Source organism: Planococcus beijingensis, from assembly GCF_016820615.1.
GTDB classification, from domain to species: domain Bacteria; phylum Bacillota; class Bacilli; order Bacillales_A; family Planococcaceae; genus Planococcus; species Planococcus notacanthi.
In genome coordinates, this window is sequence record NZ_JADHDZ010000003.1 from 1 (window position 1) to 20533 (window position 20533).

The window sequence follows — 20533 nt, forward strand, 5'->3', positions numbered from 1 at the left end:
CGAAGAGAGAAAATCTCAAAAGAATCGCTTTATAGTTGAATATAATCTATTGACTAATCGTAAGAAAGCCGCTCCAGATTTTTTCGCTGGAGCGGCTTTCTGTATCGGAAATTTTATTCAGCCATCCATTCCGGCTTGCCGAATCCTTCAAATTCTTCATCAATGACTGCTTCAAATTCAGCCGATTCCACAATTTCCACTAAATCCTTTGCCAATTCGCTGTCTTCATTTTCTGCATTGACCGCCACTACATTGCGGTATTGGTCCGGCATGTTTTCAAGTGCCAATGCATCCAATAGATCCATTTCAGCAGCTATTGCAAAGTTTCCGGGTACAGCCGCCAAGTCAGAACCATCAACTGCCCGCGGCAATTGGCCTGCTTCGATCGGCTGAAATTCCAAGTTTTTCTCATTTGTAATAACATCTCTTTCGGACGCCTGCAGCACTTCAGCTTCCGGATCCAACTCGACTAAGCCTTCATCCTGCAGCATCAGCAAAGCACGTGCACCGTTGACCGGATCGTTCGGAATCGCAATGGTTGCTCCATCCTCAATTGCTTCCAAAGAATCGTATTGGTTCGAGTAGAGGCCCATAGGCGCTGTTGGCACCGTAATCAGTGCGGATAGGTCCATGCCATTCTCTTTTTCAAAGTTTTCCAGGTAAATCGTGTGCTGGAACAGGTTGGCATCAATATCGCCACCATCAAGTGCTACGTTCGGCTGAATGTAATCGCTGAACTCCACCAATTCCACTGTGTAACCCTTTTCTTCAAGTCCAGGCACAATAGCTTTGCTCAGCATGTCGCTGTATGGACCTGCAGTAGCCCCTAGTTTAATGTCCTTCGAAGCTTCTCCTCCAGTTCCTTCAGAGCCGCTTTCTTCTCCACTGCCGCATGCTGCCAAAGCCAATGCGCTTGCTGCTAAAATAAATCCTAATTTTTTCATGTCATTCTCCCCTTATCGTTTATCGATGGCTTTCGCCGTATAGTCGCCAGCTTGTTGAATCAATTGGACCAACACAATCAAAATGACAACAGTAACAATCATGATCGTATTATCGTAGCGGTAATAGCCGAAGCGGATGGCCAAATCTCCAATGCCTCCGCCGCCTACTACGCCTGCCATCGCAGAATAGGCGACCAGGCTGATGATGGTCAATGTCACCCCCTGGATAATGCTTGCTTTCGCTTCCGGCAGCAGAACGTCTTTGATGATCATCCATGGTGTGGCACCCACGGCAATCGCTGCCTCAATGACGCCTTTATCGATTTCACGCAGTGAGTTTTCCACAATACGTGCGAAAAACGGAATCGCCGCAACCGATAGGGACACACTCGCCGCAATCGGGCCAATGGTTGTTCCTGTAATAAGTTTCGTCAGCGGGATAAGTGCCACCAACAAAATGATAAACGGAATAGAACGCACAATATTGACGATAAAACCAATCACAGCATTGACCGGCCGGTTTTCAAGAAATAAGCCGCGGTCTGTAATGAACAGCAAAATTCCCAAAGGAAGGCCGACAATCAAAGCCACTGCCAAGGAAATCCCGATCATTGTCAGTGTCTGAAAAAAAGCAGTCTGTATTTCGGGCCATAATTCAATAATTCGTCCCCATTCAACGCCCATTCGGAATCACCTCCACAATTGCCGATCTGCTTTCCATATACTTCAATGCATCCATGACGTCAGAAGAAGTCCCTTTCAACTCCATGATAAAAACGCCAAGCGGCCTTTCCTGAATATACTCAATCGCTCCATGCAAAAAGTTTCCTTTGACCGGATAATTCTGCAGCATATCGGAAATTACGCCTTCTCCGGCCACTCCCCCTTTGAACAACACTTTCACTACTGTACCCGTAAATTCACTCAACAAGTGTTCCGGAACATTGAAAGAGACAACGCTGGAGATGAATTCCTTGGTCAATTCCTTTTGAGGATCTGCAAAAATGTCGTAGACCTGACCTTCTTCAATGACACGGCCACCTTGCATGACGGCCATGCGGTCACAGATTTCCTTGACGACATTCATTTCATGCGTAATCAGTACAATTGTGATGTTCAATTTAAGATTGATGTCTTTCAATAAACGCAAAATGGACAATGTGGTATTCGGATCCAGTGCCGATGTTGCTTCATCACATAACAAAACGGCCGGATTGTTGGCTAATGCCCGTGCGATGCCGACACGCTGTTTCTGTCCACCGCTCAATTGAGCTGGATAAACATCGCGTTTATCTGATAAACCGACCATTTCCAACAATTCTTCCACGCGGCCTTTCAGATTTTTAGATGGAGTGCCTGCAGCCCGAAGCGCAAAAGCGATATTTTCGTACACCGTCTTTTGGCTGATCAGGTAGAAATGCTGAAAAATCATGCCGATTTTCAAACGGGCTTTTCTCAATTTTTCACTGTTTAGTTTGGTCAAATCATTGCCATCTACTGTGACGCTGCCGGAAGTCGGCCGTTCAAGCAAGTTGATGCAACGGATCAGCGAACTTTTGCCGGCACCTGAATAGCCGACGATGCCGAAAATTTCACCTTTTCCGATTTCCAATGAAACATTATCCACTCCAGTGACGGTGCCATGCTTAGTTGTGTAAGTTTTCGTCAATTTCTCAATCTGTATCATAGCTTCCTCCCGCCAATAAAAAGATGCCTCTTTCATCAAGAAAGAAGCATCGAAAAATTTAGTTTCTCGACTTATCTTTCGGAACATTGGATTCCGTTGGATTTGGCACCTTCCCAATCGGGGGTTGCCGGACGTCACAGGGCCTGTCCCTCAGTCTCTCTTGATAAGTTTAAGTTATTTAATTGAATTTTATGTTACAGGCATCCCCAGCGAGTGTCAATCTACTTTTTGAATTTTTCGTACAATTGCTCACGGCGATCGGCGAATACCGGAATGCGCTTCCGGACTTCCTCTACTTCATCCAAATCGATTTCTGCATAACCAATGCCTTCCTCTTTCTTCATATCCAAACGAACTTCTCCCCAGGGGGCGATCACCATCGTGCTGCCGCCGAATTCATTGTTTGGATCACTGCCGATACGGTTCGAGGCGACAATAAAAATTTGGTTTTCGATGGCGCGTGCCTGCAACAAGATGCGCCAATGATCAATCCGCGCTTCGGGCCATTCCGCTGATACAAATACAAGTTTTGCACCGTTCAGCGCCTGGGCACGGATCCATTCAGGAAAACGGATATCGTAACAAATGACGCCTCCGTATGTCTGATTATCCAATTCGAATGTGCCAAGTGTATCGCCTTCTTCAAGATGGATATGTTCATCCATTAAACAAAAACGATGGGCTTTATCGTATTCCGAAACCAGCCCGCCGTCTTTGTCGACAACGTACATCGTATTATAGAATCCTCCGTTTTTTTCAGTCGAAACAGAGCCACCCACAATATTGACTTTATGCTCTTTCGCAAAACTTTTGAGCAATTCCACTGTCCGGTTTGTGCTGTCTGCCAATGTATCCAGTTCGGTCAATGCATATCCTGTATTCCACATTTCAGGCAAGACGATCGTCTCCGCTCCATTGCTGGCCGCTTCCGTTAAATAATCCAGGACCTTCCGATAATTCAATTCCGGCTGACCAAAAGCGATATCCATTTGAACGCATGCAATTTTCATTCGTTTCTCCTCCACTAGACAAGTTACCTTCAACTCTATAAGATTTGAAGTAGAAGTGCAATTATTTCGAAAATAAGGAGAATCACATGGACTTTTCAAAACGGCTCCAAAACTTACCCACGCAGTTTTTCGCTTCACTGGTGGCCAAAACAAGCAAAGCAATCGCTGAAGGACGCGATGTCATCAATCTTGGCCAAGGCAATCCCGACCAGCCGACGCCCGAACATATTATCAAAGCCCTGCAAACCGCTGCAGCCGATCCAAAAACGCATAAATATTCACCTTTTCGCGGCATAGCGGAACTGCGTCAAGCCGCTGTGAATTTTTACAAACGCGAGTATGGTGTGGATATCGATCCTGACCTCGAAGTTGCAATCTTGGCAGGAACAAAAATCGGGCTCGTTGAGCTGCCCTTGGCTTTGTTGGATCCAGATGATCTATTACTTCTGCCGAATCCCGGTTATCCGGATTACCTGTCGGGAGCCCCGCTTGCAGATATTGGGTATGAGCTGATGAGGCTGAATCCGGAAAATGGCTATTTGCCGGATTATGCCGAGTTGACTGGAAGCATCCGCTCACGCGCCAAACTGATGTATTTGAACTACCCGAACAATCCGACCGGTGCAGTAGCGACTAAAGAATTCTTTGATGAGACAGTCAAATTCGCCAAGGACAACAGCATTGCGGTTGTCCATGATTTCGCTTATGGAGCGGTCGGGTTTGACGGAAAAAAACCGGTCAGTTTCCTTCAATCCGAAGGGGCCAAAGAAGTTGGCATCGAAATGTACACTTTATCGAAGACTTACAACATGGCAGGTTGGCGCATCGGATTTGCTGTTGGCAATTCCAAAATGATTGAAGCCTTGAACTTGATCCAGGACCATTTTTTCGCCGGTTTGTTCCCTGCCGTCCAATTGGCTGCGGCAGAGGCGTTGAATGCCGACCAGCAATGCGTAGATGAATTGGTCGGCCTTTATGAAAAACGCCGCAACGTCCTGGTGGCTGAATGCGCGCGGATCGGTTGGGACATCAAAGCACCACAAGGCTCTTTCTTTGCCTGGCTGCCGGTTCCAGAAGGTTTCACCAGCGTGGAATTTGCCGACTTCCTTCTTGAGAAAGCAGATATTTCAGTTGCGGCAGGCAGTGGTTTCGGCGATGTTGGAGAAGGTTTTGTCCGTGTCGGATTACTGGTTGATGAAACCCGCATCATTGAAGCGGTCAATCGCATCGAAGCTTTGAAATTATTTTAGAGTGCATAAAGGACAGCGTCCCAATACGGGGCTGCTGTCCTTTTAAAAATTGAGAAGATTGTCCACATCTGATTCATTTCACAAAACCGATATGCTCGAAAGGCGACAACCTGATTTTCACTTCACCAAGGACTGAGTCTTTAGAAATAAAACCCAAAACCCTGGAATCCATGCTATTTAAGCGGTTATCCCCTAATACATAATAAGATTCGGCAGGTACGACAAATTCCTGGAAATCTTCAGTCAGCTGCATCAATCCTTCTTGCTCCGCCGCTTTCCGGTTCTTATCCAAATAAGGTTCCGCTTGGGGAGTGCCGTTCACATACAGCTGATCGTCTTTCATTGAAATGCGGTCTCCTGGAACACCGATTACCCGTTTGATGAAATTGACGCCATTGGGTGCTTTGAAGACGATCATGTCAAAATTTTCTATCGTATGAATCTTAAAAAGCATGACTTTGTCATTTTCTTCGAACGTGGGCATCATGGATTCTCCATGGACAGCTACCGGTTCAAACAGAAAATACCGTGATCCCAAGACGATAAGCACAGTCAAAAAGATGACCCGCATCCAGGAAATAAACTCTTTTACCGGATCTTCAAACACATCGTCCCCTCCTGCTCCTGCTTATTCTTTCTTAATTATAATACGCATGCCAATTTGTGCATACTTTCGATTCTCTAATATCTAATGAATCCCAAAAGTGTTTAAGATTTTTCCAGTCCGAATTGTCTGTTGCCCAACTCCTTATTCGGTACAGCATCAGCAGCCTTACACCCTTTTTCATACGTCCGATTCCCGTCTGAATCGTCAGACTTTTGAGCGTATCGCAATTTTATGTTACACTCAATAAAAAATGTAGGTGATTAGAATGGTAGGAAGAAATGATCCATGCCCATGTGGCAGCGGCAAAAAATACAAAAAATGTCACGGAAAACAGCAAACTGTATCCATCAATGATTTGGTGAATGATGAACTGTTCAAAGTACGCCAACAGTTCTTCTCGGAAAATCCAAACCAGGAACAACTTGCAGAATTCCGCGAACTTCAACAAGAATGGCAGCCACGCTTGATGCAATCAATGGCTGAAAACGATGCACAGGCTTTCGTAATCGAAAACTTCCTGTTCATGAAAAAACCCGAACTATGGGAAGAATTCTTAGCGAAACAAATCGAACTTGCCCAGCGTCCTTCGACCAAAGAAGTGCTGGAAGACTGGAAAGACGTGAAAGTGTTCCTTGGCCAATATGTTAAGGGAGATGTGGAAAAAGCACAGTTCACCGATGTCTTTACAGGCGAAACACTTGAAATGGCCGATCAGCCTCCAACAGATATGGAAAACGGGCAAGGCTTATTGGCCATCCTGCTTCCAGACTCTCGCGTGGGGGAAAAAGGTGTACTATTCCTCAACGGTTATTTGACGGTTGTCGGTGAATTCGCACCGTTCTTCGAGCAGTTGAAAGCTCAAATCGCTTCTGAAAATGCTTCGCAGGATGAAAGCTACCTGCGTGACAACTACTTAGCAGTTGTCGAACAAATCGTTAAGTATTCAACTGGAAGTGTAGAAGAAAGCATTCAGCTTTCTCCTGAACACGATTCTGTTATGGCAGAACTTGATAAGCATATTGAGCAGGCGGATTTTGATGAAGAGACCGTCAGCAATGTTACAAGCATCTTGAACAGCTATCTTGTCAGCCAGCAGCCGACTGTCCAAAAACCGGAAGCTCTTGTAGCCGGATATTGGAGATTCCTGCAGGACCATGAGCTGATCAAAGGCCCTATGCTATCTGCAAAAGATTTAAGCGAAAAATTCGGCGTGTCTTCAAGCACAATCTTGAAGCGTTCAAAAGAATTCGGAGCTTATTTCGAAGAATTGCTAGCAAAAAAATAAGCTTTAACCAGCTTGAAGGATTTTTCCTTCATGACTGCTAAAGCAGCAAAAAGGAGTAGCTTCGGCTACTCCTTTTTTTCATCGTCTTTTCTTCGGAATGTAATGAGGATGTACAACAGAATACCGGAAACCGCCAAAAATAAATAAAAGCGTATGAAGTAGATACGCAGCCATAAACCGTCGGTAAAGCCGAAAACAAAATTGGCCAGCGTCAGCAAAGACAGAGCGATTCCTGCTGCGAAAACCAACAGACCCAAAAGGCAAAGTACGTTCAAGAACGATGCCATCCTCAACCACTCCCAACTGAAATTCAGATGATGGATCTCTTTCCTACCGAAACTATGAAGAGGTTTAACGATTTAAGCTTTTGGCGTTTGTTGATAACTTTACAGGGAATCATAACGAGTAACGGCAGAACTGTCCACAATCCTGCATTTTTTCATAAGAAACTCCATATTTTTATGCTTATGCACAATAAACCAACAAATAATGTGTGCTATGTGGATAAGATATTTGAATTTTGTTGATATTTAAGAATAAATAAAACTTATCAACATGTGGATAAAATTATCAAAATCCTTTTCAGAAGGAGGAGAAAAATGTTCAAAATTACCCTCGACAGCTTTATTCGCATTGCTACAGTCGGTTTTTTCGCTTATGTCGGATTAGTCATTTTTCTGCGCATTTCCGGTAAACGCACGTTGACTAAATTAAACGCTTTTGATTTAGTCGTGACGGTGGCTTTAGGATCAACATTGGCTACTATTCTACTGGACAGCAGCATCAGCCTGCTTGAAGGGCTGACTGCATTCGCTCTACTGATTCTATTGCAGTATGTCATTACCCTTCTTGCTGTCCATTCCGACTGGTTCAATAACGTCATCAAATCGGAACCACGCCTGTTGTTTCTAAATGGCCAATTTATAAGAAGTGCAATGAAAAAGAACGGATCAAAGAAATTGAAATTTTGCAGGCTATCCGAAATTCCGGCTCAGGTTCTACTGAAAAAGTGGCAGCTGTCGTTTTGGAAACAGACGGCAGCCTGTCGGTCATAAGCAGCGAACCGGGCAATGCGCTGGAAAACGTCAATTCCAAGGAATCAGTCGGAAGATAGAAAAGGTGCATGGACAAACATCCATGCACCTTTTTATCATCTTGGTGTTTTCACTCGATTTTTCCGGTGTTCACGTCTTGCGGGCGCTGTTTCAAAAAACAGCTTTTCCCCTTCGGATTCCGGCACTACAGCCGGCACAGGAGTCGGTTTCCCGTCGTCCCCCATTGCTACCATCGTCAAGAATGATTCCGTTGTCAGTTTTTCTTCCCCGGTTTGCAGGTTTTGTGATTTTACCCGAACATATACTTCCATAGATGTCCGGCCCGTTGAAGTGACGTTCGCTTCAAGCTCCAATACATCTCCGACCCGTGCCGAAGATAAAAAATCCACCGAGTCGATTGATGCTGTCACCACTACCTTGCGGCGTGCATGCTTCATCGCTGTAATTCCTGCGATCTCATCGATATAAGCCAATACTTTTCCGCCGAATATGGAGTCCATGTGGTTGGTGTCCGGAGGGAGCACCAATTTCGTTTGAATTGTTCTGGATTCTTTCATAAATCTTGCTTCCATTGCCTTCATTCCTTTCTCATTTGCCCTGTCGACAGAGGTTTCCCAAAACAACAGGCTTTCCTTTATAATATAGTGAAATCGGAGGGATACTTTATGTCAGAGTTATTGAATATTTTAAACACACCTGAATTCCAATCGAAAGAAACATTAAAACGCCAGCTTCATCAGCTTGGCATCACTTCTGGAGACGCATTGATGGTCCACTCTTCACTAAAGTCCATGGGATGGGTCGCTGGAGGCGCTCAAGCCGTCGTGGAAGCTTTAATGGAGACTGTCACTGATGCGGGCACATTAATTATGCCCGCACAGTCTGCAGACAACTCAGACCCTGTTTACTGGATGGAGCCTCCGGTCCCTGAAAATTGGCATCAGCCGATCCGTGATGAACTTCCTGCGTTCGATCCTTTTTTAAGTGGAATGCGCGGAATGGGAAAAATCGCGGAATGTTTCCATCGTCATCCGTTGACCATCCGAAGCCCGCATCCATCCCACTCCTTTATCGCATGGGGCAGACAGGCAGCCGATTGGATGAGTGAACAGCCGATTGACGATTCCTTCGGCAAACGCTCCCCACTCGCAAAAATGATGCAGGCACATGTAAAAATTCTGTTGATCGGCGTCGGTTTCGATTCATGCACCGCTCTCCATTATGCTGAATTTGTTCAGGAACACCGCGTCACTTCTCCACAAGGCGCCGCTATTTTGCTCGACGGAAAAAGGGTCTGGCAGACCTACGACTGCGTAGAAATGGATTCGGATCGTTTTCCGGAAATTGCGAAAGCCTTTCCTGGCAACATTGTCGAAGGATCGCTCGGACAAGCCCAAATCCGTCTTGCGGAAATGAAACCTCTGGTCGAATTTGGAATTGACTGGCTTCGCACTCAGCCGGCACCAGAAAGCACGTAAAATGCCAGCGCTCTTTGAGCAGCTGGCATTTTTACCGCGTAATGATTTCATCCAACAGCCTTTCCAGACGGTTGTTGTCTTTATTGAATGAATCGACAAAAGCATTGATGATCTCTGCAGGTTCCAGTACTTTTTCCCAATCCAGCCGATATCCTGCATTCAAGAGCAACTGACGCGCAAATTCACGGATGCTGCGACCATTGCCTTCCCGAAAAGGATGAAGGGCATTCAACTCAGACAGAAAATAGGCAAGCTGGGAAATCAGCCCATTTCGCGGCAAGTCTTTTAAGTAATTTTCTGCTTTCAGTTCTTCAAAAATTTTCATGAGATGCGTCTCAATGTGTTTCGGATGCGCAAAAGATGAAGAACCTTTTGAAATCATCTCTTGCCGCAACTCTCCAGCAAATGGATAGACATCCTGGAGCAAGTATCGATGAATGGCTAAAAATGCCTTCGCATCCACAGGATCTGCCGGTTTCTGCAACTGGAGTTCCGAAAGGCGGAACAGAGTATAGACTTTCTCCAGCTCCTTCAGTTTTTCTTCGTCCTGTACATCAAACAAATTGATCAATACATCAGTTCCAGGATAGCAATACATTGAAGTATGCTGATACTTAGACATCGAACTTCCTTTTGATGGCCTGATGGAATTGTGCCTCCGTCCGTTCACCAGTCAATACCGACCGAACGAAATTCTCATCCTCATTTGTTACATCAAACCCCTCCGTAACAAGAGAATGTGAAGCGCAGGAAATCGCGTGATTGGCTTGTTCATGGGAAACTCGGTTCACTAATTTCGTCAACTGTATGACCACCTTTCATGCTGCAATTATACCATTTTCCCAGCATGAATTCTATCTTCACCCCTTGATTCATCTAGGTTTTCTATACCTTTTCAATAGGTATCGGAATTAAAAAAACCGGATGCATCAGCATCCGGTTTCCTTTAAACCTGTTCCTGTAGTTCCTTGGCCTCTTCCGGAGTGAAAGCACGTGACCTTGTCAGGAATCGCTTGCCTTCGACTCCTTCCAAAGAGAACATTCCGCCTCGCCCTGGCACGACATCAATGATCAATTGCGTGTGGCTCCAGTAGTCGAATTGGTTCTTGTGCATATAGAATTTGCTGTCCCCGATGACGCCCATCAGAATGTCCTGATCTCCGATAAACAAGTCGCCTTCAGGATAACACATCGGGGAACTGCCATCACAGCAGCCCCCTGATTGGTGAAACATGACCGGACCGTGCTTTTCCTTGAGCAATTGAATCAATTCAATAGCAGCATCTGTCGCAATTACGCGTTCGACCATTGCTATCCCTACTTTCCGGTAATCTTCGAAATTCCTGTGGGTTGGTTATTCCTTGGGATCAGAAGAATCCTTGCTTGTCTTCGCTGTAGCTGACCAGCATGTTTTTCGTCTGCTGGTAATGATTGAGCATCATGAGATGGTTTTCACGGCCGAATCCGGACATTTTGTAACCGCCGAACGCGGCGTGGGCCGGATACTGGTGGTAACAGTTCGTCCATACGCGCCCTGCCTGGATGCCGCGGCCAAAACGGTAAGCCGTATTGGTGTCGCGCGTCCAAATTCCGGCGCCCAAACCATATAAAGTATCGTTTGCCAGTTCAAGTGCTTCTTCTTTTGTTTTAAACGTTGTCACAGATACGACCGGACCAAAGATCTCTTCCTGGAAAATGCGCATCTTGTTATGCCCTTCAAATACAGTCGGTTGGATGTAGAAGCCTTCGGAAAGCTCTCCATCCAACATGTTGCGGTCACCGCCTGCAAGCACTTTGGCGCCTTCTTGTTTGCCGATGTCCAAATAGGACTGGATTTTTTCCATCTGTTCCGTGGAAGCCTGCGCACCCATCATCGTTTCCGGATCAAGCGGGTTCCCGGTTTTGATGGCCGCTACGCGTTTTAGTGCACGTTCTATGAATTCGTCATAAATGTCCTCTTGAATCAGTACACGGGACGGGCAGGTACAGACTTCCCCTTGGTTCAAGGCGAACATGACAAATCCTTCAATGGCTTTATCCAGAAACGCATCGTCCTGGTCCATGATGTCTTTGAAGAAAATGTTCGGTGATTTGCCTCCCAGTTCCAACGTGACCGGAATCAGGTTCTGGGAAGCGTATTGCATGATCATACGCCCAGTCGTCGTCTCACCGGTAAATGCGACTTTGCTGATGCGCGGACTCGAAGCAAGCGGCTTGCCGGTTTCAAGGCCAAAACCGTTGACGATGTTCAGTACGCCCGGCGGCAGAATATCGCCGATCAATTCAGCCAGCACCAAAATGCTTGCCGGTGTCTGTTCTGCGGGTTTCAATACCACACAGTTGCCGGCAGCTAAAGCCGGGGCCAATTTCCAGACCGCCATCAAGATCGGGAAGTTCCACGGGATGATCTGTCCGACCACACCAAGCGGCTCGTGGAAATGATACGCGACGGTATCGTTATCGATTTGGCTCAGTGACCCTTCCTGCGCACGGATCGCGCCGGCGAAATAACGGAAATGGTCAATGGCCAATGGCAGATCGGCATTCAAGGTTTCGCGCACGGCTTTGCCGTTATCCCACGTTTCCGCAACGGCCAGCATTTCCAGGTTCTGTTCCATCCGGTCCGCAATCTTCAACAGGGCATTGGCCCGTTCCGTGACCGACGTTTTCCCCCAGGCATCTTTGGCTGCATGCGCTGCGTCCAACGCCAACTCCACGTCTTCAGCAGTCGAACGGGCGATTTCCGTAAACTTCTTGCCCGTGACCGGTGACACGTTTTCAAAGTATTGGCCTTTTACCGGCGCTTTCCATTCCCCATTTATAAAGTTTTCGTACTTATCTTTAAACGTAACTTTCGAACCTTCCGTGTTTGGCATTGCATAGACCATTCTCATCTCTCCCTTTTTCTTTTTACCATTATGTACGCGCTTACATTTAATCAATACCCCTTGGCGCATCAATAACAGCTTCCCTTCTATATTGTCAAACTAATCTAAAAATTGCAACTGTAGAACACCGAAATTTTTTATTCATCCTATAGTTCATGTATAATGAGAACGAGAACTGGAAATACGGAATTGAAAGGAATTTATTATGCGAATCAATAAGTTTTTAAGCGAAACAGGCATCACTTCCCGCCGCGGAGCCGATAAGTTCATCGAAGCGGGACGTGTGGCCATCAATGGAAAGCCTGCCGAACTCGGCAGTAAAGTCGAAGTTGGAGATACAGTCCAGGTAGATGGAAAAGTTATTGAACAGCCGAAACAGCAATATGTTTATTTGGCTTTGAATAAGCCAGTTGGCATCACCAGTACGACCGAACGCCATATCGAAGGAAATATTGTCGACTTCGTCAACCACTCCGAACGCATTTTTCATATCGGCCGCCTCGATAAAGATTCAGAAGGCCTGATTCTATTAACCAACGATGGAGACATCGTCAACGAAATTCTTCGTGCTGAAAATGAGCATGAAAAAGAATATATCGTCAAAGTCGATATGCCGATCACTGAATCATTTTTGGCAAAAATGGAGGAAGGGGTGGAAATACTCGATACAAAGACCCTTCCGGCGAAAGCCGAAAAGCTCTCCACTTATACCTTTAAACTGACGATACGGCAGGGATTGAACCGGCAGATCCGCCGCATGTGCACAGCACTCGGCTATGAAGTCCGAGCTCTACAACGGGTCCGCATCATGAACATACTGCTCGGAGATCTTGCTGTGGGTGAATGGCGCGATTTAACCGATGCTGAACGCACCGAGTTGTTTGCTGAACTCGATTACACACCAAAACGCTGAGGAGGACATTGCCATGTTGACCATGAAAAGCACGCCAAACCATACAGGTGTTAAAATCAGCGGTGACTATTTCGATTTGGATGAACTGAACCAGGCGATCTACAGAGTCATCGGGCAAGAAGACCAGTATTACGGTTATGAGGGATCCCGGATGCGGATTCTAGGCATTTCCTATGAAATCCGCCATGCAGCTCAAGGCGACCGCAATGTTGATTTCGTTTTCAATGGTCTTCACGATCATACGATGAAACAGCATGGCTTTATCGCTCCTGATAAGAATATTTACTTTTCAACCGAAATTCTTTGGCCGGAATTGATATATGCGGTTATTGCCTTGAAGGATTTTGTTAAGTTCTACCAGGAAGAAAAACAATTTCCGCTGTGGGACACCCATTTACCGGTCATTTCCCGCTTCCAGTCTTTGGTACTCGACTGCCTGCAAGGGCACGTTCCTCAAGAGGAGTTCGGTATGGTCCTGAAATCCTTTAACCAGCCGGTTACCGTTAATGACTATGCCATCCAATACGTAGACTTTTTAAACCTGAAATACATCGGCATGACCAAACAGCAGCGGGAACAAAGCCTTTCTGCCATTGCCATGAAAATTGCAGTGCAGGACCAGGACTATACCGCCTTCCGCAACCAGGTTCTAGCTGCCGCTGCCCCCCATAAAAAGTCGATACATGAAATCACTGTCCAAGCGGAGTATCCAGAAGACTTTGAATGGTGACAAGAAAAGCGAAAGCAGCCGTTTAGCTCCGACAAGCGTTGGAAGCTTTACCGGTAATGGCGTTGTTTGCCATTTTCGGTAAAACTGAAGCGACTCGAGGGACTGGCTGCTGGAGCTGGACAACAAGAAAAGCGGAAGCAGCTCAACCCCATGAAAAAAGCTCACGCTTTCTCAGCGTGAGCTTTTTTCATGAAGTAATTTGAAGAACCAACAAATCACTTGGCTCAATTGCAGTCAGGCTGTGTTTTTCTTTCGGATTCAGATGCAGAATGGTATCAGGTGTAACTTCCACCGTTTGTCCTTCCACATTAAATGAGACTTTTCCGCTCCGTACAATAATGACCACATCAGCTGCTGAATCGTGCTCTGCAATCTTTTCGCCTGTCTGCAATTGCATGTTCACGACTTTGGTTTTGCCGAAACTTAACGCTTTATGAATATGTTTGTTTTTCTCTTCCAGCAGATTGGGTGTTTCAATCAATTCCATCTCTTCACCTCACCCCTTTTCCACACCATACACTGAACACGGGGAAATGAAAAGAAAACCGCAACTTCGCCGGCCGTGTTAGGAAGCATTCGGTAAAGGGTAAAGTCAATTAACCGTATTTATTAAGGAGTGTGAGTTTATGTATAAATTTATAATTCCAGTGAGTCTGGTCTTTTTATTAACTGCTTGCGGAGGGACAGCACCCGATGTTACAGAAGAAACCCAGACAGAAGTGACTGCTCCAAAAGGAGAGTTGGATCCTACGGCCCCAGAAGAAGCTGAGAATGCAGAATTTGTAAGCTTTGATGAACTGTCTTCCGGAAACGTTGAAGAAGGCGCAGGCGTATCGATTCAAGGAACAGTTGAAGAACTGGCAGATGACATCGCTTTTCCTTCCTTCATTGTAGGAGATGGCGAAAGCCAGGTTTATGTTCGGAATATGGCGGAAACTCCAGTTGAAGTCGGAGACCGCATTACAGCAGATGGCATTTTTGAAGGCAAGGCCGAAGAAGAGATGCCTATGATTTCTGCTTCTCTTATCGAAAAAGCTGAATAAACTCCCTCAAAAAGCCGATTCACTGCGAATCGGCTTTTTTGATTATTATTATTCCACTTCCGAGATTTCAATAATGGTATTCTCTGCATAATGGTTTGCTGAAACGTCCCTTATTGCCAAGTCCCCCAATGAAACAATGCCGATTACTTGTTCTCCTGTCACGATAGGCAATCTGCGGATCTTATGCGTGGCCATCATCTCAGCCGCTTCTTCAACAGTCAAGTCTACAGTTCCCGTAACGACTTCCGCTGACAGAATTTCCGAAATAGGCGCCTCACTAGGTATTTGTTCAGCCAAGCCGCGGACGACAATATCTCGGTCAGTAACAATTCCAACCAAACGGTCATCCTCACAAATCGGAATAGACCCCACGTTGATTTCCCGCATTTTTAAGGCAACTTCCTGGAGCGTTGATTCGGGCATACACGTTTCGACATCGGTCGTCATGATCTCTTTGATTTTCATCCCTTCTGCCTCCTCAAGTTTTCCCATTACTATATAACTTAACCAAATTCCTCCTCAGCAAACGTTAAATACCACAAGAAAGAAGGAATCAGTTCCTTTGAACCGATTCCTTCCTTTTCACCTAGTATTTTCATCCCGCATGGCGACTGATTATTCGACCAGCTGAATAAATTGCTTGGTTCGCTCATTTTGCGGATTTTCAAAGAAATTCTTCGGATCTGCCGATTCAATGATCTTGCCTTCATCAATCATGATGATGCGATCCGCCACTTCTTTGGCGAACTTCATTTCATGGGTGACGACGACCATAGTCATTCCTTCTTCAGCCAACTGCTTCATAACCTGCAGCACTTCTCCGACAAGTTCGGGATCGAGTGCAGAAGTCGGTTCGTCAAACAGCATAACTTTTGGCTGCATGGCAAGCGAACGTGCTATCGCAACGCGCTGCTTTTGCCCACCAGAAAGTTTGCTCGGGTAGACATTGGCTTTATCACCCAGGCCTACTTTTTCCAGCAAGTCTGTTCCCAGCTTCTTAGCCGCTTCTTTCTTCATCTTTTTGACGGTGATTGGAGCTTCTATGACGTTCTCCAGTACCGTTTTATGAGGAAACAAGTTGAAATGCTGGAATACCATGCCGACTTCGGCACGTATTTTCGTTAAATTATCCTTTTTCGGATTGACCGTATGGCCATCAATCGTAATTTTTCCGTCATTGATCATTTCCAGGAAATTAAAGCATCTGAGAAGCGTACTTTTTCCGGAGCCGCTGACTCCGACAAGTACAACCACTTCCTGGGGTTTGACATGAAGGTCTACACCTTTCAGTACCTCGAGGTCACCAAAGGATTTATGAATGTTTTCACCAATAATCATGTTAGTCCCTCCTTAGGCTCTGTCGACATCGAGTTTGTTTTCATACAAACGCAATAGGAATGTGAAAATCATTACGAGCACCAGGTAGTAGAGCGCAACAACCAAAAATGATTCAAATGGCTGGTAAGATTGTGCGGCTTCACGGTTTCCAAGTGAGAAGATTTCCGCTACCCCGATGATGTAAACAAGTGATGAATCTTTCAATGTAATGATGAACTGGTTGCCAAGCGGCGGAATCGAACGGCGTAAAGCCTGTGGAAAAACGATTCGGCTCATTGTCTGGCGGCGGTCCATACCCAGCGACATACTGGCTTCCCGCTGTCCCGGATCAATACCCTGGATTGAGCCCCGGAAAATTTCCGCGATATAAGCACCGTTATGGACACCGAGCGCTATAGCGCCGGCCCAGAAATTCGACATTGTATAAAGTTCAACAATCCCGAAGTACAGGAACATAATCTGTACAATCAGCGGAGTACCGCGAATAATTGTGATGTAAATGTTGGCAATGGCCTGTAAAATTTTAGAACCTGAGATTTTCATCAGCGCGAAAACAAGTCCGATAACCGTTCCCAAAATGACACCAATAGCTGTCAATTGCAAGGTAACGACGGTCGCTTCTAAAAATCCAGGATACGTGCGCATAAATACGTCGTAAACTGTTGTAATTATCTCTGGCATACCTTCCACTCCTCTTTATCTCAAAAAATTATTCGAGAACTTCAACGCCTTCAAGATCTATGTCGAGGAGATTGCGGCCGAACCATTTTTGTGAAATCTCATCATAAGTTCCATTTTCGATGATAGTATCCAAGGCTTTATTAATTTCCTCAAGCAATGCCTCATCATCTTTGCGTACGGCGATTGATGGTTGTTCGACCCATAGCGGATCGCCGATCATTTCGACTGCCAGTCCTTCATTTTGCGCTTCAAACCCTACCACGTCTGCTGTAATAACAGCATCTAAGCGGCCTTCAATTGCTAAATCCTGCAGAGCAACAACGTCACTTGAATAGTATTGGATGTCTTCTGTGTATTCTTGAGCAACCGTATCATATGTAGTCTGACCAACTACACCGATTTTCTTATCCGTCAAATCTTCTACAGATTGGATATCTGTAGTTCCTTCACGCACGAAAATGGCTCCACCTGAATAATAGTATGGATCAGAAAAGCTGACTTGTTCCGCACGTTCAGCGGTTTTAGACATTGATCCGATAATTGCATCAAAGCGGTTTGTATTCAACCCTTGAATGATGGTTTCGAATGGTGTAGTGACCGGATTTGGCTCAAGCCCCATTTCTTCTGCAATGGCATTGCCGATATCGATATCAAATCCATCCAGATTTCCGCCTTCTTCAAAACTGAACGGTTTGTATAAACCACTTGATGCAGTCGTGAATTTACCTTCTTCAAGCAAATTTAGATCGCTGCCTCCGCCCTCAGTACTTGATCCTTCTTCCGAACTGGATGAGTCATCCCCTCCACAAGCTGCCAATAACATTCCCGCGGAAAAAACTACACTTAAAAATGATAATTTCTTTTTCATCTTTTTCTCCCCTTTTCGTTTTTATTTGACCAAATCGCCGAGGCGTTTCGGAATTTCCCAATACATTGGCTTGCTTAAATAAAAAGATTCCGCTCTTTGTATACTTCTTCTGCTTTTGCCCAATTGCCATTTACTTTTTCTTGATCTTTGACATAAATGAATCGCATGATCGATGTCAAAAGTGCATGGACGGAGGTGTAGGAATCAATATTCAAACTTGAATTCACGGACACTGCAAGAGCACAATCCGCATAGGCAAGAGCTGGAGATTCTGTTGAATCAGTCAAAACAACCACATCCGCACCTTGTGCTTTGGCACTTTTTAATGCATCGATGATCAGGTTTGTGTAACGGGGAAATACGAAAGCAATGACTAAATCCCCTTTGCCCATTTTGGAGAGCTGTGTGTAATATTCTCCAGTTGAAGGGTAAAGCATTTCTGAGTGATCAAGCGCAAGATTCAGCCAGTTGGAAAACCAATGGGCGATTCCGTAATCGAAGAAATTGCCGGTAACGAAAATCCGGTTAGCCTGACTGATTTTATCGACAACCTGCAGAAGTTCCTTTTCGTTGATCGATTCTTTCAGTTTCTCAATCGTTGAAATATCGGCATCCAGCAAATTCATCAAAAAAGATTGTTGGGCAGCAGGTTCGACTATTTTCTGTTCCGCTTTTTCCAGCCGTTCTTCCGCCAGTTTCCGCTGTACGACATGCTGAAATTCAGCATATCCTTTATAACCCAGTTTTTGTGTCCAGCGTATAACTGTCGATTCACTGACGTTGACGCGTCTGCCAACTTCGAGTGCAGAAGAGAAAGCCAGGAATATAGGTTCTTTGAAAAACAAATCTCCGACTTTTTTCTGGCCCGAACTAAATTCCGGATATGAATCTGACACACTGCGCAGTAAATCCTGCATATTAACGCCTCCACTTGAAGAACACACTTAAATACTCTTCCTAAAGTATACAAGCATGCAGGAAATCCTGCAATAGTTTACCGAAAATTCAATATTAACCGGATTCTTTGAATACTTAAAAAACCATTCAAAAGCCTTCTAATAAAGGGTTTAAGAAAAAATAAAGCTGAAAATAATTTAACATTTTTTTGAAATTTACTCTAAGTAACTAGCCTATTCGTCTGAAATTATTGGTTTTATTATTAATTATTTTCTACTATGCAGACTTATGGACATAAGAATTTATCCCCTTATTTTGTAAATTCGAAACGTTACATTTCTTTATAGTTGCCTGAAGCTGCCTCTCATGTTTTCATATTTCGACGCAACTCCTGTATAATCTTTGTATAAGAAAATTATCTAAGGGGCTGTTTTTTGTGTGGGAAAATCGGATATTCAAACTTTTCATCTTTTGGTATGTTTGCGGAATTATCCTAGTCGGCTTTGACCTTCTGCCTTCCTGGCTGGAGTGGGCAAACGCATTCTTCCTCATACTCGCCGGAACGCTCGGCTTTCTATACTTCCTGAAACGTTTCGGTGCAATTCCCGGAGCGTCAATCGGCGTCCTTATCTTCTTCTCAACATTCATTGTCGAGTGGGCAGGAGCAGACAGCGGCTTTCTGTTCGGCTCGTATGACTACACAGACCGTTTTGCGCCAAACGTATTTGGGGTTCCTATTGCCATCGGTTTCGCTTGGCTTATGGTCATGGCCACCACCCATGTGGTGGCACGTTGGATTGTTCCAGGCGGTGGCTTACTTTACGCTATCGTGGGGGGGATAGGTGCAGTGATCATTGATCTGATCATCGATCCGGTCGCCTATCAAGTAAAACAGTATTGGATTTGGGAGGATACCGGACTTTACTATAATATTCCCTGGACTAATTTTTTCGGTTGGTTCGTTGTGGCATTTGTCCTGCATTTGGTGATTGACCTGACGATGAAGAAAAAATCGTTGACGATTACTTCAAACCTTCCAGAAAAGCGGATGCTTCTTTTATACGTATTGATGATCGCTATGTTTATCATGCTGGGAGCAATCGGCGGATTATGGCTGGCTGTGCTATTGACGACTGCTTTAACTGTCTTGATTGTCGCTCTGGCTTGGAAGAGGCAACCGGTATGATCGATGCGAAAAAATCCAGTTTATTCGAATTCGGCTTTAATCTATACTTAACGCCGCTCATCCGTTCTTCTTTTTCCCGAATACTTGGCCAGGGAGTAAAAACCATTCCAGAGAAACCGGTGCTGTTTATCGCAAACCACAGCTCCTGGTGGGACGGCCTTGTGTTTTTCTATTTGAACCGCACGGTCTGGCGGCACGATATACACATGATGATGCATGAAGAGGGACTGAAAAAACATTCCTATTTTCGTTACCTTGGCGCATTTTCCATCAACCGAAAAAAACCAAAAGAAATTCTGACTTCACTTCAGTACGCTGAAGCTTTATTGAAACAAGGAAAGTCCGTGGTTCTGTTTCCCCAAGGGGATGAATTCCACCTTGAAACGCGCCCTCTCGATTTTCAGACGGGAGTGGCTTACTTGATGGAACATTGTCCGGAAGTACCTGTTGTGCCTCTCAGTTTCTATTATTCATTCGGCCATCAGCAAAAACCTGAACTGTGGATCCAGCAACATCCACCGGTAGCGACAAAAACACTGGAACATCTGAACCGTAAAGAAAAAACCCTCTACCTGCAAGAGCTTTGTACGGAACAGCTAGATTCGTTAAAGAGTACCGTAATCAGCGAAAACAGTGAAGCGTTTCAATCGCTCGGAAAAAGGGGGAAATAATT

Annotated in this window: 26 protein-coding genes, 1 pseudogene and 1 riboswitch; of the genes and pseudogenes, 10 read left to right on the forward strand and 17 right to left on the reverse strand. The window is 45.2% G+C overall.

Annotation, left to right across the window (positions count from 1 at the left end):
- Positions 1-113: 113 nt before the first annotated feature.
- From IRE19_RS08595 to IRE19_RS08610, 4 genes are all read right to left on the reverse strand, one after another.
- Complete coding sequence (locus tag IRE19_RS08595) at positions 114-944, reverse strand: MetQ/NlpA family ABC transporter substrate-binding protein (protein ID WP_203340061.1); 831 nt, start codon at positions 942-944, stop codon at positions 114-116.
- 12 nt (positions 945-956) lie between these two features.
- Entirely contained in the window at positions 957-1628 is a 672-nt protein-coding gene (locus IRE19_RS08600; protein ID WP_191714929.1) for a methionine ABC transporter permease, read from the reverse strand.
- Positions 1618-2631, reverse strand: a complete 1014-nt coding sequence (locus IRE19_RS08605; protein WP_203340062.1) for a methionine ABC transporter ATP-binding protein — start codon at positions 2629-2631, stop codon at positions 1618-1620. The genes IRE19_RS08600 and IRE19_RS08605 overlap by 11 nt, the downstream gene beginning before the upstream one ends.
- 68 nt (positions 2632-2699) lie before the next feature.
- Positions 2700-2801: riboswitch (SAM riboswitch) on the reverse strand.
- A gap of 51 nt (positions 2802-2852) precedes the next feature.
- Positions 2853-3641 carry a carbon-nitrogen family hydrolase gene (locus tag IRE19_RS08610; RefSeq protein WP_191714927.1) on the reverse strand — a complete coding sequence of 263 codons (789 nt, stop codon included), beginning with the start codon at positions 3639-3641 and terminating at the stop codon, positions 2853-2855.
- 86 nt (positions 3642-3727) lie between these two features.
- Between IRE19_RS08610 and IRE19_RS08615 the strand changes: the two genes are divergently transcribed.
- The gene (locus IRE19_RS08615; protein ID WP_203340063.1) at positions 3728-4891 is read left to right on the forward strand and encodes a pyridoxal phosphate-dependent aminotransferase; all 1164 of its coding nucleotides are present in this window, start codon (positions 3728-3730) and stop codon (positions 4889-4891) included.
- 73 nt (positions 4892-4964) lie between these two features.
- On the opposite strand, the gene lepB is transcribed toward IRE19_RS08615, so the two are convergent.
- Positions 4965-5498 carry a signal peptidase I gene (gene lepB / locus IRE19_RS08620; RefSeq protein ID WP_191714925.1) on the reverse strand — a complete coding sequence of 178 codons (534 nt, stop codon included), beginning with the start codon at positions 5496-5498 and terminating at the stop codon, positions 4965-4967.
- Positions 5499-5763: 265 nt separating this feature from the next.
- Here lepB and IRE19_RS08625 point away from each other — a divergent pair, with 265 nt between their 5' ends.
- The gene (locus IRE19_RS08625; RefSeq protein WP_203340064.1) at positions 5764-6783 is read left to right on the forward strand and encodes an SEC-C metal-binding domain-containing protein; all 1020 of its coding nucleotides are present in this window, start codon (positions 5764-5766) and stop codon (positions 6781-6783) included.
- A gap of 65 nt (positions 6784-6848) precedes the next feature.
- On the opposite strand, the gene IRE19_RS08630 is transcribed toward IRE19_RS08625, so the two are convergent.
- Positions 6849-7070, reverse strand: coding sequence for a hypothetical protein (locus IRE19_RS08630; RefSeq protein WP_203340065.1), 222 nt, complete (start codon positions 7068-7070; stop codon positions 6849-6851).
- Between the two features lie 312 nt (positions 7071-7382).
- Here IRE19_RS08630 and IRE19_RS18525 point away from each other — a divergent pair.
- Positions 7383-7571, forward strand: a pseudogene (locus IRE19_RS18525) (DUF421 domain-containing protein); the annotation flags it as partial.
- A 179-nt stretch (positions 7572-7750) separates the two neighbouring features.
- Positions 7751-7897 (forward strand): hypothetical protein, encoded by a 147-nt coding sequence (locus IRE19_RS18530; protein ID WP_349291267.1) that lies wholly within the window; start codon positions 7751-7753, stop codon positions 7895-7897.
- Between the two features lie 36 nt (positions 7898-7933).
- On the opposite strand, the gene IRE19_RS08640 is transcribed toward IRE19_RS18530, so the two are convergent.
- Positions 7934-8410, reverse strand: a complete 477-nt coding sequence (locus IRE19_RS08640) for an acyl-CoA thioesterase (RefSeq protein WP_191714921.1) — start codon at positions 8408-8410, stop codon at positions 7934-7936.
- Positions 8411-8503: 93 nt separating this feature from the next.
- On the opposite strand from IRE19_RS08640, the gene IRE19_RS08645 reads away from it, so the two are divergent.
- A complete protein-coding gene (locus IRE19_RS08645; RefSeq protein WP_191714920.1) occupies positions 8504-9316 on the forward strand; it encodes an AAC(3) family N-acetyltransferase in 813 nt (270 codons plus the stop codon).
- Between the two features lie 31 nt (positions 9317-9347).
- Here IRE19_RS08645 and IRE19_RS08650 read toward each other — a convergent pair whose 3' ends face one another.
- The 4 genes from IRE19_RS08650 to adh form a co-directional block, all read right to left on the reverse strand.
- On the reverse strand, positions 9348-9938 hold the full coding sequence (locus tag IRE19_RS08650; RefSeq protein ID WP_203340066.1) for a Fic/DOC family protein: 591 nt from the start codon (positions 9936-9938) through the stop codon (positions 9348-9350).
- Positions 9931-10119 (reverse strand): hypothetical protein, encoded by a 189-nt coding sequence (locus tag IRE19_RS08655; protein ID WP_142826824.1) that lies wholly within the window; start codon positions 10117-10119, stop codon positions 9931-9933. Before IRE19_RS08655 ends, IRE19_RS08650 begins: the two co-directional genes overlap by 8 nt.
- 143 nt (positions 10120-10262) lie before the next feature.
- A complete protein-coding gene (locus tag IRE19_RS08660) occupies positions 10263-10625 on the reverse strand; it encodes a DUF779 domain-containing protein (protein ID WP_191714918.1) in 363 nt (120 codons plus the stop codon).
- Between the two features lie 58 nt (positions 10626-10683).
- Positions 10684-12204 carry an aldehyde dehydrogenase gene (adh, locus tag IRE19_RS08665; RefSeq protein ID WP_191714917.1) on the reverse strand — a complete coding sequence of 507 codons (1521 nt, stop codon included), beginning with the start codon at positions 12202-12204 and terminating at the stop codon, positions 10684-10686.
- 205 nt (positions 12205-12409) lie between these two features.
- On the opposite strand from adh, the gene rluF reads away from it, so the two are divergent.
- Together rluF and IRE19_RS08675 are read left to right on the forward strand one after the other, a co-directional pair.
- Positions 12410-13117: a 23S rRNA pseudouridine(2604) synthase RluF gene (rluF, locus tag IRE19_RS08670; protein ID WP_191714916.1), complete on the forward strand. Its 708-nt coding sequence runs from the start codon at positions 12410-12412 to the stop codon at positions 13115-13117.
- 13 nt (positions 13118-13130) lie between these two features.
- Positions 13131-13847: a DUF6904 family protein gene (locus IRE19_RS08675; protein WP_203340067.1), complete on the forward strand. Its 717-nt coding sequence runs from the start codon at positions 13131-13133 to the stop codon at positions 13845-13847.
- A 187-nt stretch (positions 13848-14034) separates the two neighbouring features.
- On the opposite strand, the gene IRE19_RS08680 is transcribed toward IRE19_RS08675, so the two are convergent.
- A complete protein-coding gene (locus tag IRE19_RS08680; protein WP_203340068.1) occupies positions 14035-14334 on the reverse strand; it encodes a cupin domain-containing protein in 300 nt (99 codons plus the stop codon).
- A gap of 139 nt (positions 14335-14473) precedes the next feature.
- On the opposite strand from IRE19_RS08680, the gene IRE19_RS08685 reads away from it, so the two are divergent.
- Entirely contained in the window at positions 14474-14890 is a 417-nt protein-coding gene (locus IRE19_RS08685; RefSeq protein ID WP_203340069.1) for a hypothetical protein, read from the forward strand.
- A gap of 48 nt (positions 14891-14938) precedes the next feature.
- On the opposite strand, the gene IRE19_RS08690 is transcribed toward IRE19_RS08685, so the two are convergent.
- The 5 genes from IRE19_RS08690 to IRE19_RS08710 all read right to left on the reverse strand — a co-directional run bounded on the left by IRE19_RS08690 (position 14939) and on the right by IRE19_RS08710 (position 18694).
- On the reverse strand, positions 14939-15355 hold the full coding sequence (locus tag IRE19_RS08690; protein WP_203340070.1) for a CBS domain-containing protein: 417 nt from the start codon (positions 15353-15355) through the stop codon (positions 14939-14941).
- 150 nt (positions 15356-15505) lie between these two features.
- Positions 15506-16228, reverse strand: a complete 723-nt coding sequence (locus tag IRE19_RS08695) for an amino acid ABC transporter ATP-binding protein (RefSeq protein WP_203340071.1) — start codon at positions 16226-16228, stop codon at positions 15506-15508.
- Positions 16229-16240: 12 nt separating this feature from the next.
- Positions 16241-16909 carry an amino acid ABC transporter permease gene (locus tag IRE19_RS08700; protein ID WP_191714910.1) on the reverse strand — a complete coding sequence of 223 codons (669 nt, stop codon included), beginning with the start codon at positions 16907-16909 and terminating at the stop codon, positions 16241-16243.
- Between the two features lie 28 nt (positions 16910-16937).
- Positions 16938-17777: a transporter substrate-binding domain-containing protein gene (locus tag IRE19_RS08705; protein ID WP_191714909.1), complete on the reverse strand. Its 840-nt coding sequence runs from the start codon at positions 17775-17777 to the stop codon at positions 16938-16940.
- A 74-nt stretch (positions 17778-17851) separates the two neighbouring features.
- Positions 17852-18694: a MurR/RpiR family transcriptional regulator gene (locus IRE19_RS08710; RefSeq protein ID WP_191714908.1), complete on the reverse strand. Its 843-nt coding sequence runs from the start codon at positions 18692-18694 to the stop codon at positions 17852-17854.
- Between the two features lie 416 nt (positions 18695-19110).
- Here IRE19_RS08710 and IRE19_RS08715 point away from each other — a divergent pair, with 416 nt between their 5' ends.
- Both IRE19_RS08715 and IRE19_RS08720 read left to right on the forward strand, forming a co-directional pair.
- Complete coding sequence (locus IRE19_RS08715; protein WP_191714907.1) at positions 19111-19860, forward strand: carotenoid biosynthesis protein; 750 nt, start codon at positions 19111-19113, stop codon at positions 19858-19860.
- The gene (locus tag IRE19_RS08720) at positions 19857-20531 is read left to right on the forward strand and encodes a lysophospholipid acyltransferase family protein (protein WP_203340072.1); all 675 of its coding nucleotides are present in this window, start codon (positions 19857-19859) and stop codon (positions 20529-20531) included. Before IRE19_RS08715 ends, IRE19_RS08720 begins: the two co-directional genes overlap by 4 nt.
- Positions 20532-20533: the final 2 nt, after the last annotated feature.